This is a genomic window from Pseudoalteromonas sp. SWYJZ19 (genome assembly GCF_015864375.1).
Classification (GTDB): domain Bacteria; phylum Pseudomonadota; class Gammaproteobacteria; order Enterobacterales; family Alteromonadaceae; genus Pseudoalteromonas; species Pseudoalteromonas arctica.
Window position 1 is genome coordinate 1 of record NZ_JADYXI010000051.1, and the last position, 2,071, is coordinate 2,071.

A 2,071-nucleotide genomic window follows, 5' to 3' on the forward strand; every position below is an offset into this window, starting at 1 on the left:
AACAACCAACCACTTCCTGATGTACCTGAGTATGAAAACTACCGACACCTTGATGAACCCACCGCTGAATTTGATAAAAAAAATGACAGACCTAATAAATTTTGGAGCGACTTTTCACTTGCTCAACAAGTCGAAATTTGGCAAAAATTTAATAAAGAAGCAGCTCATTTTAATTGGCTCAGAGCGACACCTAACGAAGAAATAATTAAGCCTTGGCTACACTTTAAAGGTGAGCCCGAACGTATCGAAAAACTAACCTGGAAATACAAAGCAAAGCGTTTAGCACTGCAGTTGTTTATGGGAATACCTTAAAGATGATTATATTTATAGCATGCAACTAGGATTCTGATAATAATTAAAAATGGAATTCAAACCTAGGTGGCACAAGTGCTGTCTAGGTTTATTAAAGCAAAGGAACCTGATGCAAAATAATAATTACTTCGGTGTTGGAATAATGCCAAAGAAAACAAAGTTTAATCGCTTTTTTGAAGCTCACCGAATAATAAACAAGGGAAGCGAATTTAGAGGGTTATGCTTTTTTCGACGTTGGTTAAATCAAGATCGGCGTATTTACGCGATTAAAAAAGAGCAATATAAAATAGTGCCCTGTGGCAATAACCCTATAAAAGCCATATTATTTGGGCCAATGGCTATAGGGGCTGTATTAAGCTTAATTACATTAATTAGTATTTTATCACTTCCATTTTATGATGAGGGTGAAAAGTTTCAGTGGTGGATTCCACTTATTACCTTTTCTTGGAATTTATTTTTCGTAAATTTATTACCAATCACTTCAAGATACATACCTGATAGAGTGATGTACTTGGACAGACAAAACCAAACGGTCGGGTTCAGTTTTAATATACCAGATTGTGAACAACACGATGAGTTAGGTAATTGTTGCTTTAAATGGGAGGAGATTGTTTGCAGGTTAACCTCGAAAATGGGTGCGCCGGGTGTAATGAATTACTTTCCAGAAATTAGCCATATAGACCAAGATAAGTACCCTGAAACAATAGTAATCGGTTCTGTTGTTGAGCTTTCAGCTAATCCTGTGCATTGTTATTTATTGTGGGAGTGTTATGTACGCTTTATGGATTTAAGTAAACCCTTACCTGATGTACCAGAATATGAAAAGCACCGACATCTAGACTCTATCACAGCTGAATTTGATAAGAGGAATAATCGGCCTGATGAGTTTTGGACCTCATTTTCGTTTTCGCAGCAATTAGAAATTGAAGAGGAAATTCTGAGTGAAGCATTTCCATTTGATTGGCTTAAAGGTAGAGAGCGTGAAGAAGTAATTAAACCTTGGCTGCATTGGAAAGCAGAACCAGAGCGCATAGAGCAATTAACGTGGAAATATAAAGCAAAGCATCTTGCGCTTCAGCTTTTTATCGGCTTTCCTTGAGGTTACTAACCCTTCACCGTTTATGGTAAGTTAACAAATAGAAAAGGATTTCAAATCTAGGTCTTCCAAATTCCCTAGGTAAGCAAAGTAAAGGGCTCTAATGCAAAATAATGACTACCTAGCTGTTGATATCATGCCTAAAAAAACGCGGTTTAATTGTTTTTTTTACCCTGAGAGATTAAATAGCCTTAAAGAAAAGTTTAAAGGCTTATGTTACTTGTATGACTTACCTTCTAAAAAACAGAAGGCAATACAAAAGCGCCCAGAACGATATAAAGTAGAAATGTGCGGAAATAATTCCGTCAGGGTTATTTTATTTGGGCCAATAATAATCGGATTTACTTTGAGTATAATCTTGTTGATCTGTTGCTTAGTGGCTACCTATTCCAAGGACCCATTCCAGTGGTGGATACCTATGCTTACTTTTTCTTGGAACCTGTTTTTTCTTAATTTACTGCCACTAACAGACAGTTACATCCCCAAAAAACAAATATACTTTGATAGACAAAAGCAGCTAGTAGGCTTTACTTATCCAATCTCTGGTTGCGAAGCACGTGATGAGCAGGGTAATTGTTGTTTTAAGTGGGCTGATATTGTATGCCATTTAGATATGGTTGCAACACGCCCGGGTGTAATGGGATTTGTACCCTATATAAGCCA

1 protein-coding gene and 2 pseudogenes are annotated in these 2,071 nt (G+C 36.8%); all 3 read left to right on the top strand.

The window, feature by feature from the left end; all coding sequences use genetic code 11:
• A pseudogene (locus I6F45_RS21160) lies at positions 1-312 on the top strand (hypothetical protein); the annotation flags it as partial.
• Between the two features lie 109 nt (positions 313-421).
• Complete coding sequence (locus I6F45_RS21165; protein WP_197162038.1) at positions 422-1,411, top strand: hypothetical protein; 990 nt, start codon at positions 422-424, stop codon at positions 1,409-1,411.
• A gap of 283 nt (positions 1,412-1,694) precedes the next feature.
• Positions 1,695-2,071 (top strand): annotated as a pseudogene (locus tag I6F45_RS21170) (hypothetical protein); the annotation flags it as partial.

Excerpts from the sequence above, each read along its gene's own strand:
- I6F45_RS21165 (WP_197162038.1), top strand. The coding sequence starts at position 422 with ATGCAAAATAATAATTACTTCGGTGTTGGAATAATGCCAAAGAAAACA.